The 14,029-nt window shown below is 69.2% G+C and carries 16 protein-coding genes and 1 tRNA gene; 7 read left to right on the top strand and 10 right to left on the bottom strand.

Features of this window, described 5'->3' with window-relative positions; translation table 11 throughout:
- Window positions 1–124: 124 nt before the first annotated feature.
- The 3 genes from PSV23_RS04035 (at window position 125) to PSV23_RS04025 (ending at window position 1,414) form a co-directional block, all read left to right on the top strand.
- Window positions 125–550, top strand: a complete 426-nt coding sequence (locus PSV23_RS04035) for a DoxX family protein (protein ID WP_300466234.1) — start codon at window positions 125–127, stop codon at window positions 548–550.
- Between the two features lie 100 nt (window positions 551–650).
- On the top strand, window positions 651–1,070 hold the full coding sequence (locus PSV23_RS04030; RefSeq protein WP_300466233.1) for an Hsp20 family protein: 420 nt from the start codon (window positions 651–653) through the stop codon (window positions 1,068–1,070).
- An 86-nt stretch (window positions 1,071–1,156) separates the two neighbouring features.
- Window positions 1,157–1,414, top strand: coding sequence for a DUF1150 family protein (locus PSV23_RS04025; RefSeq protein ID WP_300466232.1), 258 nt, complete (start codon window positions 1,157–1,159; stop codon window positions 1,412–1,414).
- Between the two features lie 16 nt (window positions 1,415–1,430).
- Here PSV23_RS04025 and ptsN read toward each other — a convergent pair whose 3' ends face one another.
- From ptsN to rpoN, 3 genes are all read right to left on the bottom strand, one after another.
- Window positions 1,431–1,898 (bottom strand): PTS IIA-like nitrogen regulatory protein PtsN, encoded by a 468-nt coding sequence (ptsN, locus tag PSV23_RS04020; protein WP_300466231.1) that lies wholly within the window; start codon window positions 1,896–1,898, stop codon window positions 1,431–1,433.
- Between the two features lie 75 nt (window positions 1,899–1,973).
- Window positions 1,974–2,639: a ribosome hibernation-promoting factor, HPF/YfiA family gene (hpf, locus tag PSV23_RS04015; RefSeq protein WP_300466230.1), complete on the bottom strand. Its 666-nt coding sequence runs from the start codon at window positions 2,637–2,639 to the stop codon at window positions 1,974–1,976.
- Between the two features lie 233 nt (window positions 2,640–2,872).
- Window positions 2,873–4,393, bottom strand: a complete 1,521-nt coding sequence (rpoN, locus tag PSV23_RS04010; RefSeq protein ID WP_300466229.1) for an RNA polymerase factor sigma-54 — start codon at window positions 4,391–4,393, stop codon at window positions 2,873–2,875.
- Window positions 4,394–4,557: 164 nt separating this feature from the next.
- On the opposite strand from rpoN, the gene PSV23_RS04005 reads away from it, so the two are divergent.
- Window positions 4,558–5,853 (top strand): M20/M25/M40 family metallo-hydrolase, encoded by a 1,296-nt coding sequence (locus PSV23_RS04005; protein WP_300466228.1) that lies wholly within the window; start codon window positions 4,558–4,560, stop codon window positions 5,851–5,853.
- Between the two features lie 396 nt (window positions 5,854–6,249).
- Here PSV23_RS04005 and lptB read toward each other — a convergent pair whose 3' ends face one another.
- The 5 genes from lptB to PSV23_RS03980 all read right to left on the bottom strand — a co-directional run bounded on the left by lptB (window position 6,250) and on the right by PSV23_RS03980 (window position 8,985).
- Window positions 6,250–7,011: an LPS export ABC transporter ATP-binding protein gene (lptB, locus tag PSV23_RS04000; protein WP_300466227.1), complete on the bottom strand. Its 762-nt coding sequence runs from the start codon at window positions 7,009–7,011 to the stop codon at window positions 6,250–6,252.
- Window positions 7,012–7,063: 52 nt separating this feature from the next.
- Window positions 7,064–7,555: an LptA/OstA family protein gene (locus PSV23_RS03995; RefSeq protein WP_300466226.1), complete on the bottom strand. Its 492-nt coding sequence runs from the start codon at window positions 7,553–7,555 to the stop codon at window positions 7,064–7,066.
- A gap of 2 nt (window positions 7,556–7,557) precedes the next feature.
- Entirely contained in the window at window positions 7,558–8,214 is a 657-nt protein-coding gene (gene lptC, locus PSV23_RS03990; RefSeq protein WP_300466225.1) for an LPS export ABC transporter periplasmic protein LptC, read from the bottom strand.
- Window positions 8,214–8,828: a ribonuclease D gene (locus PSV23_RS03985; RefSeq protein WP_300466224.1), complete on the bottom strand. Its 615-nt coding sequence runs from the start codon at window positions 8,826–8,828 to the stop codon at window positions 8,214–8,216. Before PSV23_RS03985 ends, lptC begins: the two co-directional genes overlap by 1 nt.
- Window positions 8,829–8,898: 70 nt before the next feature.
- Window positions 8,899–8,985 (bottom strand) — tRNA-Leu (locus tag PSV23_RS03980).
- 179 nt (window positions 8,986–9,164) lie between these two features.
- On the opposite strand from PSV23_RS03980, the gene PSV23_RS03975 reads away from it, so the two are divergent.
- A complete protein-coding gene (locus tag PSV23_RS03975; protein ID WP_300466223.1) occupies window positions 9,165–10,133 on the top strand; it encodes a complex I NDUFA9 subunit family protein in 969 nt (322 codons plus the stop codon).
- A 1-nt stretch (window position 10,134) separates the two neighbouring features.
- On the opposite strand, the gene PSV23_RS03970 is transcribed toward PSV23_RS03975, so the two are convergent.
- Both PSV23_RS03970 and PSV23_RS03965 read right to left on the bottom strand, forming a co-directional pair.
- A complete protein-coding gene (locus PSV23_RS03970; RefSeq protein WP_300466222.1) occupies window positions 10,135–10,956 on the bottom strand; it encodes an undecaprenyl-diphosphate phosphatase in 822 nt (273 codons plus the stop codon).
- A gap of 27 nt (window positions 10,957–10,983) precedes the next feature.
- Window positions 10,984–12,153, bottom strand: coding sequence for a citrate/2-methylcitrate synthase (locus tag PSV23_RS03965; protein WP_300466251.1), 1,170 nt, complete (start codon window positions 12,151–12,153; stop codon window positions 10,984–10,986).
- A 152-nt stretch (window positions 12,154–12,305) separates the two neighbouring features.
- Between PSV23_RS03965 and PSV23_RS03960 the strand changes: the two genes are divergently transcribed.
- The gene (locus PSV23_RS03960) at window positions 12,306–13,286 is read left to right on the top strand and encodes a cation diffusion facilitator family transporter (protein ID WP_300466221.1); all 981 of its coding nucleotides are present in this window, start codon (window positions 12,306–12,308) and stop codon (window positions 13,284–13,286) included.
- Between the two features lie 47 nt (window positions 13,287–13,333).
- Window positions 13,334–14,017 carry a glutathione S-transferase family protein gene (locus PSV23_RS03955; RefSeq protein ID WP_300466220.1) on the top strand — a complete coding sequence of 228 codons (684 nt, stop codon included), beginning with the start codon at window positions 13,334–13,336 and terminating at the stop codon, window positions 14,015–14,017.
- The last annotated feature ends 12 nt before the right edge of the window (window positions 14,018–14,029 follow it).

Raw genomic sequence — 14,029 nt, 5'->3', positions numbered from 1 at the left:
CTCCGCTAAGCTCCACCATCGAAGGCCCCGCGGGAAACCGCGGGGCCTTCGTCCCATCCGGGGGCCGGACTTCCCACGTCGTTATGGTCAAGCTAGCCTGCCTGCTCCAGGTGGGAGGCGAAACATGAAGAACCGGGTCCAGCTTGAGGGTCTGAAGCGCGGCGAGGACGCCGCCTTCCTGTTGCTGCGGCTCTACCTTGGCGGCTTCCTGATCTGGGGGGTGTGGGACAACATCACCTCGACCGCGCGCATGGCCGAGTTCCAGGGCTTCCTGACCAGCCTGAACTGTCCGCTGCCCGAGCTGGCCGCGCCGGTGTCGGTGTGGGCGCAGCTTCTGATCGGCGTTCTGTTGGTCCCGGGCTTTCTGACCCGCTGGGCAGGGCTGTTGCTGGCGGCGAACTTCCTGGTCGCCGTTCTGTTGATGGGCGGCGCCGGCGCCTCCGCCCGCGACCTGTTCGGCCCCGTGATGTGCGTACTGACCGGCCTGGTTCTCGCCGCGCACGGCGCGGGCCAGTGGTCCGCCGACGCGCGTCTGCCTCATCGGCGTTGACCCCCGGGGCCTCGCGCACCATCTAGGGGTCACGGGCCGACGCCTCGCCGATCGCGGGGGGCGCAGACGGCCCGATTGCCTGCTTCGGGGGCCCTGGACGATGACGACGCGAACGATCCTGTTCGACAGCCCGTTCCTGCTGGGCTTCGATCACACCCGGGCGATGATTGATCGCGCCGCGCGGGCCGCCGGTGACAGCTATCCGCCCTACAATGTCGAGCAGCGCGGCGAGCACGCCGTGCGGATCACCCTGGCCGTCGCGGGCTTCGGGCCCGAGGACCTCGCCGTCACCCTCGAGGGCCGCCAGCTGACCATCGCCGGCAAGCGCGAACCGTCGGACAAGGCCGATCAGGCCTTCCTGCACCGCGGTATCGCCGGCCGCGGCTTCGTTCGCAGCTTCGTCCTCGCCGACGGGCTGGAGGTCGAGGAGGCCCGGCTGGAACACGGCTTGCTGCATGTCGACCTGAGCCGGCCGGAAGATCTGCCGACGGTCCGGCGCATTCCCATCACGACGGGCTGAAAGGCCTGCGTTTTCCGGTCGCCGCTTTCGGGGCCGGACCCATAAGCCCTCGACGGGCGTTAGTTCAGTACAAGGAGGCGGTCTCGATGACGCCGATGATCATGACCAAGGAAGATTTCAGGGGGCTGGGCGCGCCGGACCTCGTCTATGTGCGCGAGATTCGCGCCACCGACGTGCTGGCCGATGTGGTCTCGTCCTCGACGAAGGGCCTGACGATCGACCCTGAGGCGACACTGTTCGCCGTCCACGCGGCCGACGGAGAGAGGCTGGCCGTCATGGTGGATCGCGAGACAGCCTTCGCCGCCGCCGTCGCTCATGAACTGGAGCCGGTGTCCGTCCATTAGGCGGGCGGGAAAAACCCTAGGCCGCCGTGGCGGGGGCCTGATCCCTGACGAAAAGGGCGCGGATGGCGTCGGTGGTGCGGGCCTGCCGCAGCTGCTCGCGCATTTCGGGCGAGCGAAGGGCGCGCGATACCGCAGCCAGCGCCCGCAGGTGTTCGGCGCCATCCCGGGGCGGCGCGAAAAGGGCGAACAGCAGATCCACCGGACGATCGTCCACCGCCCCATAGGCCACGGGCGTATCCAGACGCACGAACACTGCCGTCACCCGCTCTACGCCCTCAAGGCGCGCGTGCGGCACGGCGACGCCGGAGCCCAGGCCCGTCGAGCCCAGGGCCTCGCGCTCAAGCAAGGCTTCCATCACGCGGTTTTCAGGCATTCCCAGAGCCTGGGCAGCGGCCTCGGCCACCGTATGCAGGGCCTGGCGCTTCGACGATGCGCCGCTGCGCAGGACGACGCCGCCGTCCGCCAGCAAATCACCGATGTCCATGAGGAGTTCCCGACTCTGCCCATACATCCCGAACGGGCGGGGGCCGTTTAGACCACCCGCCTCCATAGGGGAAGACTATACGCCGTTACCGTTTACCGAACCGTGTCCGTTGATCGATTTCGCCGTCCGCTCCGGATCGATCCAGCCCACATTGCCGTCAGGCCGGCGATAGACCACCGAGATGCCGCCGTGCGCGGCGTTGCGGAACAGCACGACCGGATAGCCGGTCATGTCCAGCTCCAGCACTGCCCGACCGACCGTGATGGTGCGGATCTCCGCCTCGGTCTCGGCGATGACCATGCCCACGGGAGGCGGTTCGTCCGGGGCGCCGGCGTCGCCGAAGGTGTCGTCCTCGACCTCGTCCGGGCTGCGCAGGACGATGCTGCGCGCCACGTCACGGGCCGCGTTTTCGGTCTTCTCGGGCGACAGGCCGCGCGGACCGGCGTGGTGATTCTTGAGGCGGCGCTTGTAACGGCGGACCCGCTTCTCGAGCTTTTCAAGCGAATCCGAGAACGCCCCGTGGGCGTCGCCGCCCAGTCCGGTGGTGACGATGGCCTCTCCGGACGCCAGACGCACCCAGCAGTCCACCTTGAAGCCGAAGCCGTCCTTGGACACCACGACCTCGGCGTCCTGGGCGCCGCGTTCGAAATATTTGCCGATCCCGTCTTCGAGTTCCTGGGAGATGCGCGAGCCTAACGCGTCGCCAACATCCACGTGCTTGCCGCTGACCTGGATTTGCATGTCGATAGAACGCGACCGAACGCGAATGGTGTCAACGCCGATCACTGAAATGTGGTGACGGTTACGGCGAAGGCGCGATCTCCCTCCCCCGAAGCGGGGAGGGATGTCGGCGCGCAGCGGCGACAGGGTGGGGAATTGCGAAGCCGGGCGCGGCCGTTGCGGGACTGGCCTTCCCCACCCGGGCTCGGCTGCGCCTCGCCGTCCCTCCCCACTTCGGGGGAGGGAGAACGCGCTCAGCCGGTCCGGAGCATCCGCTTGCGCTCGACCGACGACGGGATGCGCAGCGCCTCGCGGTATTTCGCCACAGTGCGGCGGGCGATGTCGATGCCCGTCTCCTTGAGGATCTCCACGATCCGGTCGTCCGACAGGACGTCCCCGTCGCGGCCCTCGCCGTCGATCATGGCCTTGATCCGGTGCCGCACGGCCTCGGCGGAGTGAGTCGCGCCGCCGTCCGAGGACTGGATCGCCGCCGTGAAGAAGAATTTCAGCTCGAACACGCCGCGCGGGGTCGAGACGTATTTGTTCGAGGTGACCCGGCTGACCGTCGATTCATGCATGCCGATGGCGTCGGCCACGGTCTTCAGGTTCAGCGGCCGCAGGAACTCTACCCCGAAGGCCAGAAAGGCGTCCTGCTGGCGGACGATCTCGGACGAGACCTTGAGGATGGTCTTGGCCCGTTGATCCAGCGACTTGACCAGCCAGCTGGCCTGGGCCGCGCAGTCGGCGACGAAGGTCTTCTCCATGTCCGACCGCGAGCCCGCTGCGACCACGCCGTGATAGCGCTTGTCCATGATCAGGCGCGGAAGGGTGTCCGAATTCAGCTCGACCTTCCAGCCGCCGGCCGGGTCGGCGCGCACATGCACGTCGGGGATCACGGTCTGGGCCGGTTCGCCGCCGAAGCCCGCGCCCGGGCGGGGCGTCAGCGCCTTCAGCTCGGCGATCATCTCGGCCATGTCCTCGGCGTCGACGCCGCAGGCCTTGCGCAGGGCGGTAAGGTCGCGTTTGGCGAGCAGGTCGAGGTTGTCGAGCATACAGCCCATGGCCGGGTCGAAGCGGTTGCGCTCGATCAGCTGCAGCTTCAGGCATTCAGGCACCGAGCGCGCCATGACGCCGGTCGGTTCGAAACCCTGACAGACGGTCAGCACCGACTCGACGCGCGCCAGCGGAACGCCCAGCCGGTCGGCGACCTCGTTCAGATCGCCGCGCAGATAGCCGCCCTCGTCGACGCCGTCGATCAGGGTCAGGGCGATGGCGTGGTCGGAGGCCGAGAAGCCCGCCTGCGAGGCCTGACCCTGCAGATGCTCCCACAGGGTGGCGTCGCGGGTGTCGGGCTGTTCGCGGCCCTCGCCGTCGGGCAGGCCGCCGCCCGAGCCGGCGCGCGACCAGTCGTTGAGCCCGACCTGGGCCTCGCCGGTCCCGACGTCCTCCATCCGGTCCGAGGTGCGCTCGCCCGGGCTGGCGTCGCCGTAGACGTCGTCCGAGCGGGCGTCGAGCGTCCGGTCGGCGTCGCCCACCCGGCCCTCGTCGAAGCTCATCTCGGCGGCGTCGTGGCTCTCGACGGCGGCCGCGGGCGTCTCGATCTCGCCGCCCGGTTCGGCGTCCTCGCGCTGCAGCAGCGGATTGCGTTCCAGCTCGGCCTCGACGAAGGCGTCAAGCTCGAGGTTCGACAGTTGCAGCAGCTTGATCGCCTGCTGCAGCTGGGGCGTGATGACCAGCCCCTGGCCCTGCCTGATCTCCAGCCTCTGACCGAGCACCGTATTCCCCTGCGCCAAGCCGCCGCGGCCGCGTGGCCCGAAACTTGCTGGGGCGACCTTGTCGCCAAACCGGTTAACGGCGTTCTAAACGCCCGGCGGCGGCGCGACCTTTACTCCGCACGATGGATCGGAAACGCTGGGGGCCGTTCAGTGAGAGGTCCCCCATGCGCCTGTTCCTTGCCATCCTGATGCTGTTCGCCCTGCCCGCGGCCGCCCAGGCCCAGTCCAGCCGGGCCGAGCGGACCATGATGCGGACCGTGACGCAGGAGCATGACCGCCACATCGCCCTGCTGGAGCGGATGGTGAACCAGAACAGCGGGTCGCTGAACCTGGCCGGAGTTCGGGCCGTGGGCGACATGGTCCGGGCCGAGCTGGAGCCGCTGGGCTTCGCGGTCCGCTGGGTCGACATGACCGGGACCGGCCGCGCGGGCCATCTGATCGCCACCCACGCCGGCCGGGGCCGCAACATCCTGCTGATCGGCCATCTGGACACGGTGTTCGAGGCGGACAACCCCTTCCAGCGCTTCGAGCGCGACGGCGCCCGCGCCACGGGCCCGGGCATCGGCGACGACAAGGGCGGGGTGGTGGTCATCATCGCCGCCCTGCGCGCCATGCAGGCCGCCGGGACCCTGAACGACGCCAACATCACCATTGTCCTGACGGGAGACGAAGAGCGGGTGGGGGCGCCGGCGTCGATCGCGCGGCGGGATCTGGTCGAGGCCGGAAAGGCCGCCGCCTTCGCCTTGGAGTTCGAGAACCTGGCCGTCGAGAACGAGGCCGACTTCGGGACCATCGCCCGCCGCAGTTCTAACAACTGGACCCTGACCACGAGCGGCCGCACCGGCCATTCCAGCGGCGTGTTCAACGATACGCTCGGCTATGGCGCGATCTACGAGATGGCGCGCATCCTCGACGGCTTCCGCCGCGAACTGCCCGAGCCCAACCTGACCTACAATGTCGGCGTCATCGCCGGGGGCACGCCCGCCGCCATCGACGCCGAGGGCTTCAGCGTCACCGCCTCGGGCAAGACCAATATCGTCGCCTCGACCGCCATCGCGCGCGGCGACCTGCGCACCCTGACGGCCGATCAGGACGCCCGCATCCGCGCCGGCATGCAGACCATCGTCGACGCCCACCTGCCCCGGACCGGGGCCGAACTGGTCTTCGGCGAGGGCGGCTATCCGCCCATGGCGCCGAGCGAGGGCAATATCGCCCTGCTGGAGCGGCTGAACGTCGTCAACCGCGACCTCGGCCTGCCGGAGATGGCGGCCTATGACCCGGCGCGTCGCGGGGCGGCCGACAGCGGTTTCGTCGCCGCCGACGTGGATACGCTGGGCGGTCTGGGCGTGGCGGGCGGCAACGCGCATGCGGATGGGGAATGGGTCGATCTGGACAGTCTGGTGCGCCAGTCGCAGCGGGCGGCGGTGCTGATCAGCCGGTTGAGCCTGGGGCGGGAGTGAGGGACGCCCAAGTCCAATCCACGTTCCCTGGGGGCCTGGAGCCCTTGTCATCCCGGACGCCGCAAACGCGGCGATCCGGGACGGAAGTTGCGCCAACCGTCACAAGGCCCGGTCGGCCGAGGCCGAACCGGGCCTAGCCTCCCCTCGCCCGCAGTTCCCCGTACAGATCGCCCCAACGGGGATTGGATTCTTCAACCAGCGCGAATTTCCATTCCCTGCGCCAACGCTTGATCCGCTTCTCCCGCAAGATGGCCTGATCGATGTATTGGTGGGTCTCGTACCAGACCAGCCGGTCGATACCTCGCTCGGACGTATAGTCGGGGATCAGACCGTCCCGGATCGCCGCTTCGCGGCGTCCGGGATGACAAGGGAACGCAGGCCCAAGTTTGTCCGGAATTACCCGTACATGTCGCCCAGATAGACCCGGCGCACTTCCGGATCGCGGATCACGTCCTCGGCCTTGCCCGCGAACAGGACCGAACCGCCCGAGATGATCGAGGCGTGGTCGATGATTTCCAGCGTCTCGCGCACGTTGTGGTCGGTGATCAGCACGCCGATCCCCTCGCCCGCCAGATAGCGGATCACCTGGCGGATGTCGGCGATGGCCAGGGGGTCGATGCCGGCGAAGGGTTCGTCCAGCAGCATGAAGCTGGGCTTGCCCGCCAGCGCCCGCGCGATCTCGCAGCGCCGCCGCTCGCCGCCCGACAGGCCGGACGCGGGCGCGTGGCGCAGGTGATCGATGCGCAGCTCTTCCAGCAGGCGGGAGGTCTCGTCGGCGATGGCCTGACGGCCGGTGTGGTGCAGCTCGACCACCGCCATGACATTGTGCTCGACCGTCATGCCGCGGAAGATCGAGGCCTCCTGCGCCAGATAGCCCAGGCCCATGCGGGCGCGCTGGTACATCGGCTGGGCCGTGATGTCCTCGCCGTCCAGCCAGATCGTGCCGTGGTCGGGCGGAATCAGGCCGGTGATCATGTAGAAGCAGGTCGTCTTGCCGGCGCCGTTGGGGCCCAGCAGACCGGCCACCTCGCCGCGCTGGACGTGCAGGGAGACGTCGCGCACCACCTGCCGCTGGCCGAACGACCGGGCGATGTTCTCGACCCTCAGACCCGTGGCGCGCGCGGCGACCGCCGCCGGCTCAGCCGGGGCTTCGTTCACATTGAGGGCTGAGAGTTCCTTGCGCGCCAAAAGGTCAGGTCCGAGCCGGGGCTCAGTTCCCGCTGTTCTGCGGATAGAAGACGCCACGGATACGCCCGCCCTGGCCACCCGCCTCGATCCGCGCCGTCCGGGTGCGGACATTGTAGGTCAGGCGCGAACCGGTCAGCACGTTCTGGCCCTGGGTCAGGATCACGTCCCCTGTCACCACGATCATGTCGTCGGCGGTGGTATAGACGGCGCTGTCGCCCCGGATGGTCTGCTCGGGGGTGACGAAATAGACGTTGCCGGTCGCCTGGATGCGGCTTTCGCCCGTCTGGCTCAGGCCCGAGACGCTGTCGGCGCGCAGACGGTTCTGGCCCTGGATCAGCTCGGCCCGGCCGCGCAGGGTCACGGTGTTGCCGACGTACTCGCCGGAGTCGGCGCCGAACGAGATGGGGGCGTCGCTGCTGTTGACCGGGCTCTGGGCCTCACCGGCCGCCGGGATCGACGCCAGCGCCAGCGCCAGGACCAGCGCCGGGGCCGCCGCGCTCAAAAGTCTGCTCATGCTCATCTGCTGGACCCTCCGGCGTTGATGGTGCCGTGTATCTTATTATCACCCGCGCCGCTGAACACGACCCGCTCACCCTGTTCATAAATCGCATAGGACGAAGCCGAGATGGTTCCAAGGGGGCCGGAGCCCTCGACGCCCTTCGATCCGGTCACCACGCCGGTCGCGGTGTTCACCACCGCCTCGGGCGTGACGAGGACGAAACCCGAGCCGCCGTCCGATATCCGCACATTGGGGCCGATCGTGACCGTTTTCGCAGCCTCGTTGTAGGAGCCGCCGTCGGCCGTCAGTGTCGTGACCTTGCGTCCGCCCAGGTTCAGCTTCAGCGCCGGGCCGATCAGCCGGAACTGGCCGGTCTCGGGGTCGCGCACCGCGCTTCTGGCCCCGATCATGAAACTGCGGCCCTCCGCGTCCTGGCCGTGGAACATGGCGCTGTCCAGACGGACCTCGCGGCTGGTGCCTGCCTTGCGCTCGACGTCCGACATGACGCTGCGCAGGACGATCCAGCTGACCGTGCCGCCAGCCAGGACGATGATCGCCACCGGCAGGATGCGGCGCAGCAGCCTGACCCGCCGCGACCGGGCGCGGAACGCCCGCGCCGTGGCGGCGACGCGCGCCTCGTCTGCCTGGTCCCGGGTGTCGGCGGGGTCTGTCATCAGCTGTGCGCGAAGATGTCCGTCTCGTCCCATCCCGCCAGGTCCAGGGCCGACCGGCCGGGCAGGAAGTCGAAACACTGGCGGGCCAGTTCGGCGCGGCCCTCGCGCGCCAGCATCTCGTCCAGCTTCGCCTTGGCGGCGTGAAGGTACAGGACGTCGGAGGCGGCGTATTCCAGCTGGGCCGGCGACAGTTCGGCGGCGCCCCAGTCGCTGGACTGCTGGGCCTTGGACAGGTCGACGCCGACCAGCTCGCGGACGACGTCCTTGAGCCCGTGGCGATCAGTGTACGTCCGGGCCAGTCTGGAGGCGATCTTGGTGCAATAGACCGGGCGCGTCTCGACGCCGAGGTGCAGCTGGAACATGCCGATGTCGAAGCGGCCGAAATGGAACAGCTTCAGCACCGCCGGGTCGGTCAGCAACCGTTTCAGGTTCGGGCAGTCGTAGCCGGGGCGGTTCATGCGCACGACGTGGGCGTCGCCGTCGCCGGCCGACAGCTGGACCACGCACAGCGGATCGCGGCGGAAGCGCAGACCCATGGTCTCGGAGTCGATCGCGACCTCCGGACCCAGGTCCAGGCCGTTCGGCAGGTCGGCTTCGTGGAAATGGACGGTCATGTCGGAATGCTCATGTGGAGACCATAAACGAACGGCGCCGTATCGCTAGGACACGGCGCCGCTCAAAAGATGGTGCCCAGGAGAGGACTCGAACCTCCACGACATTTCTATCACTGGCACCTGAAGCCAGCGCGTCTACCAATTCCGCCACCTGGGCCCAGACGGTTTCATGCCGAGGCATGTCCGTCCGGAAGGCGCGGACCCTTAAGGCAGCCCCCCCAGCGGGTCAACAGGCTTTTGTCGCCTTTGCGTTGCGACGCCCGCGGCCATCGTCTAATCCGGCCCCGGCGCGGGGTCTGCCCCGCGCGCGCCGCCGCCTGTTGGAGTCTCTGGATCATGAGCGAATTCGCCCCCGGACTGGTCACCGTTTTCGGCGGTTCCGGCTTTGTCGGCAGCCATTTGGTGCGCGCTCTCGCCCGCCGGGGCTGGCGCGTCCGCGTCGCCTGCCGCCGTCCCGACCGCGCCTGGAAGCTGCAGACCTCGGGCTCCGTCGGCCAGATCCAGGCCGTGCGTTGCGACGCCAACAATCCGGAGGACGTCGCCTCCGCCCTGCAGGGCGCCGACGCCGCCATCAATCTGATCGGCATCCTGTACGAAACCGGCCGCCGAACCTTCCACGCCCAGCATGTGGAGGCCTCGCGCAACATCGCCGAGGCGGTCGCCGCCGCCAACATCAGCCGGCTGGTCCAGATTTCGGCCATCGGCGCCGATCCCGAAAGCGAGTCCGACTACGCCCTGTCCAAGGCCGCGGCCGAGATGGCGGTGCGCCAGGTCAAGCCCGACACGGTGGTGGTTCGTCCGTCGATCGTCTTCGGCGCCGGCGACGACTTCCTGAACCGTTTCGCCCGCATGGCCCAGTTCTCGCCGTTCCTGCCCCTGATCGGCGGGGGCAAGACCCGGTTCCAGCCGGTCTATGTCGCCGACGTGGCCGAGGCCATCTCCCGCGCGACCGTCCTGCCCGAGGCGGCGGGCCGCACCTTCGAACTGGGCGGACCGGCGGTCATGACCTTCGAGGAGGTGCTGAAGCTGGTCCTGCGCGAGACCTATCGCTCGAACGGCCTGATCCCCCTGCCCTTCTTCGCCGCGCGCGCCATCGGCTCCATGGCCCAGTTGACCGCCATGGTCGGTATTCCGCCGGTGCTGACCCGCGATCAGGTCGTGCTGCTGGAGAAGGACAATGTCGTCGCCGACGGCGCCGAGGGTCTGGCCGAGCTGGGTATCCAGCCCACGGGCATCGAGGCCATCGCCCCGTCCTATCTGTGGCGCTACCGCCGCGGCGGCCAGTTCGCCGAAGCGACCGCCTGAGTCAGGCCAGGCCGGCCCAGACCAATCCCAGACCGATCACTCCGACCACGATCCGCCACCAGGCGAAGGGGGCGAAGCCGTGCCGGGCGACGAAATCGACCATCGTCTTGACCACGATCCAGCCGCTGACGAACGACACCACAAAGCCGATAGCGATGATGCCGCCGAAGCTCCAGTCGATCTGAGCCCCGCTCTGGACGATGTCCCACCCCGAGGCGGCGACCATGGTCGGGATGGCCAGGAAGAACGAGAATTCCGCCGCCGCTCGCTTGTCCAGGCCCAGACTCAGCCCGCCGGCGATGGTCGCGCCCGAACGGGACACGCCGGGAATCACCGACAGGCACTGGAACAGACCCACGCCCAGCGACCGTTTCCATGACAGGGTCATGGCGTCGTCGGCGGTCGGTTTTGGCGCGAACCGCTCCAGCGCCAGCAGGCCGAAGCCGCCGAGGATCAGCGAGAGGCAGATCACCGTCACCGCCGTGTCGCCCTCGACGTTGAACAGAACCGCCTTGATGAAGTCGTAGAGGAAGACCCCCACGATCACCGACGGCAGGAAGGCGATCAGGATGCTGATGGCGAAATGGCGTGCCTTCGGATCGGTCGGCAGACTGATCAGCACCTTCCACAGCCGGGCGAAATACAGCGCCACGACCGCCAGGATGGCGCCCATCTGGATCAGAACAACGAAGGAGCTCCAGCGTGGGTCGGTCAGGCCCAGCAGTTTCTGCGTCAGCAGCAGATGCCCGGTCGACGATACCGGAATGAACTCGGTCAGTCCCTCGACCAGACCCAGGATGATCGCCGCCAGCCAGTCCGCCATATACGCCCCGTCAAACAGATCGGGTCGTCAGTGCGCGCCCGGTTCGGGACCCACATAGCGCAGGCGCGCCCGGATAGGCGAGCCGTTCGTGGCCTGATCCAGCGCATGACCCAGCAGACCCGCCAGGCGGCCCATCAGGAACAGGTCGGCGGCCCCGTCGCGCGGCAGCTCCAGCCGCCGGGCGATCATCGCCAGGGCCAGAGGGAAATTCGCCTTGCGACCCGTCGCCGTCTCGCCTTCCTGAACCGCGCGGGCCAGGTCGGCCGGCAGATCGGCCGCCCCCAGCAGCGCCGCGGCGCGCGGATCCCCCGCAGGATAGTCCTCCAGCGCGTCGAAGCCGACGAGGCGACCCATTTCATGGGCGCGGCGCGCGGCGTCCGCTGCCTGACGCCGCACCGCGACGATCCAGTCCGAGGCGCGGGTCAGTTCGGTCATCGTCGGCGATCCGGCCAGCGTCAGCAGGCCCGCGAAGGCCGCCGCCGCCGGGGCCGCGCCGCCGTCGGTCGCGGCGCGCGTGGCCAGAACGGCGGCGTTTATTTCATGGTCTGCCGACAGCACCAGGGCGCGGCGGATCAGGTGGGCGTCCCGTTCGGGCGTCTTCCAGCTGCGCGCCAACCGCTGGTGCAGGAACAGGCGCGGGCCCGAGCCGACGGCGGCGTCCACCGCCTCGTCCAGCACGCGGGCGCACTCGAGCCGCAGATCCTCGGCGGATCGGGGCTTGGGATCGGCGTCCTCCTCGGCGCGGCGGGCCACGGCCGCGAACAGGCGCGCCCGGACCGAACCGCCCGGGACAGCCCCGATCCGGGGCCGGACCCCGACGAACGGATTGACCGCCCGCGCGTCCCACAGCCGCCGCGACACATCCTCCAGCGTCGCGGTCTCGGCCAGCTGGACAGCGTCCAGTCCGCGATAGAACAGCCGGCCGCCGGCGATCGCCGTCAGGGACGAACAGACATCAGCCTCGCCGCGCGCCGCGCCGCCGGGCGTGCGGCGATATACGGCCGCATCCTCGGCCTCGACCGCCTCGCCGCTGAGCCGGGCGATGTCCTGGGCGGCGTACAGGCTGCGCCGGGAATCCTCGGGGTCGGGCCGGGCCGCGATCCGGCCCCGGCTGACGTAAGCATAGAGCGTCTGCGACTTGACCCCCAGCCGGGCCATCGCCTCGCCTCGCCCGATCCAGTGGGCCGTGTCCGTCATCTGCACGCGAGCCTCCGAAACCTCGGCCTCGTGGAACCATCGGACATCAAGGATGCGGTCGTTTCGTGACGATGAAGCTAACGCCCGCGACAGTTGCGTTGCCCCTGGTCCCGACCCTTGGCATGGGCGCGGCTTTCCGCGACAAGACGGCGATGACGATCCCCGCCCCAGCCAGCGCTCTCGAAGACGCCCACTCCGCGACCCGCGCCGTCACCCGCCTGTCGGTCGGGGTGGCCGTGGTCCTGATCGCGCTGAAGGCCTTCGCCCTCGGCGCCTCGGGGTCGGTGTCCATCCTCGCCTCGCTGGCGGATTCGGCCCTGGATCTGGTGGCCTCGCTCGGCGTCTTCCTCGCGGTCCGCTGGGCCGCCGCTCCACCCGATGCGGACCACCGTCACGGTCACGGCAAGGGCGAGGCCCTGGCCGCCATGGTGCAGGCGGGGCTGGTGTTCGCCTCGGCCCTGTTCATCGGCTGGGAGGCGATCCAGCGCATCTTCGACCCCCGCCCGGTGACCGCGGGGTACTGGGGCGTGCTGGTGATCCTGATCTCGATCGCCCTGACCGGCTGGCTGGTCTGGATGCAGGGCCGCGCCATCAAGGCCAGCGGGTCCATGGCGATCGAGGCCGACCGCGCTCACTACGCCGCCGACCTGGCCGCCAACGCGGTGGTCCTGATCGGCGTGATATCGGGCGCCTTTCTGTCCGCGCCGGGACTGGACGCCGCCGCCGGACTGGTCGTCGCGGTCTGGCTGTTCTGGGGCGCCTACGGGATGCTGAAGACCGCCGCCGATCATCTGGTCGACAAGGCCCTGCCGGAAAGCGACCGGATCGCCATGACCACCGCCGTGCTCGCCGACCCCCGGATCTCCGGCGTGCACCAGTTACGCACCCGCATGGCCGGGTCCGTGGTTATGATCCAGATGCATGTCGATCTGGAGCCGAACCTGACGCTGGAGGCGGCCCACGCCATCGTCGTCGAGGCCGAGAACCGGCTTCTGGCGGGCTGGCCCCGCGCCGACATCCTGATCCATCCCGATCCCCGGGGCCGGGCCGAACGTCATGGCGGCGTCTTCGCTGAAGCTCCCGCCGATTCCGACGCCCCCGCGCCGAAACCGAAAAAAGGTCCGTGGGCCTGAGGGCGTGGCTAACGCGGGCTTAACGCCCTCGCGCGCATGAACAGCCCATGTCGGCCTGCGTCCTGTATCATTTCGCCTTCGATCCGGGCTCGCGCGCCGTGCGCCTCGCGTTGGGCGAGGCCAAACGGGACTTTACCGAGACCCTCGTCCGTCCGTGGGAGAACGACTGCCCGGTCGCCGGTCTGAACCCCTCGGGCATGCCGCCCGTGCTCCAGGTCACCGAGGACAGCCGGTCCCTGACCCTGTGCGAACCCGCCGCCATCCTGGGATGGCTGGAAGACCGCTCGCGGGAACCATTCCTGATGCCGACCGACGCCGCCGAGCGCGCCGAGACGCGCCGTCTGGTCGGCTGGTTCGACCGCCGTTTCACCGACGAGGTCAACGCCGTCCTGCTGCACGAGCGGATGGAGAAGCCCCTGCTGCGTCTGGGATCGCCCGATGCCCGCGCCCTGCGCGCCGGGCGTGAAGCCCTGAGATCGCACCTCGCCATGCTGGAGGACCTGCTGGCGAACCGGGACGCTCTGGCCGGACGCCGTATTGGCCAGGCCGATTTCGTCGCGGCCGCCCATCTGTCGGTGCTGGACTATTTCGGCGAGGTCCCGTGGGCCAACTGGCCGGGCCTGAAGACCTGGTACATGAAGCTGAAGTCCCGCCCCTGCTTCCGCCCCCTGCTGGCCGACCGGTTCCCGGGCGTCGCCGCCTCGGCCTGGTACGCCGATCTCGACTTCTAGGGGCGGGCGCGT

This window comes from Brevundimonas sp., assembly GCF_029946145.1.
Taxonomy (GTDB): Bacteria; Pseudomonadota; Alphaproteobacteria; order Caulobacterales; family Caulobacteraceae; genus Brevundimonas.
The sequence above is the reverse complement of the archived record's forward strand: the minus strand, read 5'-3'. Positions and strand labels throughout refer to the sequence as shown.